General features: G+C 61.2%; 1 protein-coding gene and 1 pseudogene. Both read right to left on the minus strand.

What is annotated here, in order from left to right:
• Window positions 1-127, minus strand: a pseudogene (locus EN914_RS39700) (dihydrofolate reductase); the annotation flags it as partial.
• Between the two features lie 218 nt (window positions 128-345).
• On the minus strand, window positions 346-1,200 hold an 855-nt coding region (gene hemB / locus EN914_RS36025), incomplete at its 5' end, for a porphobilinogen synthase (protein WP_127389716.1).

Raw genomic sequence — 1,200 nt, forward strand, 5'->3', positions numbered from 1 at the left:
GGGTGTCGACAAACCACTTGTGCAAGGATTCCCCACCGACGCCGAGCGGATTTTGCAGATCCTGATCGGGACCGGCGCCATAGCCGTCGAGCGATAGGGTGAAAGCGTTGACGCGAAGTTTGGACATGCGAGCCTCCTCGATAACCGATTGTGTTTTGCAAGCAGTTGTTTTGTAGCAAACCGATTGTGAATTGCAAGCGGTATTTTCAAGCTCAAACGAAGCCCACGCAACGGTCAAGTGGCCCTCGCTATGGATTCCCCGGCCAAGAGCCGGAAATTGGTATGGATGTCGAAGCGGATTGGCCGACATTGCTCGCCGCGACCGGCCGTCGTCGCGAAGAGAAATTACCCCTTCAGCATCTCCGCCACTTCGGGTGCGAAATAGGTCAGGATGCCGTCGCAGCCGGCGCGCTTGAAGGCGAGCAGCGATTCCAGCATTGCCTTCTCGCCGTCGATCCAGCCATTGGCGCCTGCCGCCTTGATCATCGAATATTCGCCTGACACCTGGTAGGCGAAGGTCGGCATCTGGAACTCGTCCTTCAGCCGCCGGATGATGTCGAGATAGGGCAGGCCGGGCTTGACCATCAGCATGTCGGCGCCCTCGGCGATGTCCTGTTCGGCCTCTCTCACCGCCTCGTCCGAATTGGCATGGTCGATGTAATAGGTCTTCTTGTCGCCCTTGAGCAGACCGGCGGTGCCCACCGCCTCGCGATAGGGTCCGTAGAAGGCCGAGGCGAATTTGGTCGCATAGGACATGATCGCCACGTCCTGAAAACCATTGGCATCGAGCGCGTCGCGGATGGCGCCGATACGGCCGTCCATCATGTCGGACGGTGCGATGATGTCGGCGCCGGCGGCCGCCTGTATGACTGCAGCGGCGGTCACCTGTTCCACTGTCTCGTCGTTGACGATGATGCCGTCGCGCAGGATGCCGTCATGGCCGTGGCTGGTGAATGGGTCGAGCGCTGCGTCGGTGATGATGCCGATCTGCGGTACCGCATCCTTGATCGCGCGGGTGGCGCGGTTGATCACATTGTCGGGATCGAGGATGTGCGAGCCGGTCTGGTCGCGCAGCGAGATGTCCACATTGGGGAAGGTGGCGAGGGCGGGAATGCCGAGTTTTGCCGCGCGCTCTGCCTCCTTGACGGCGAGATCGATCGACAGGCGGAAGACGCCGGGCATGGCGGCGATCGGCTCGCG

The sequence above is a fragment of the Mesorhizobium sp. M7A.F.Ca.CA.001.08.2.1 genome (genome assembly GCF_003998455.1).
Taxonomy (GTDB): Bacteria; Pseudomonadota; Alphaproteobacteria; order Rhizobiales; family Rhizobiaceae; genus Mesorhizobium; species Mesorhizobium ciceri.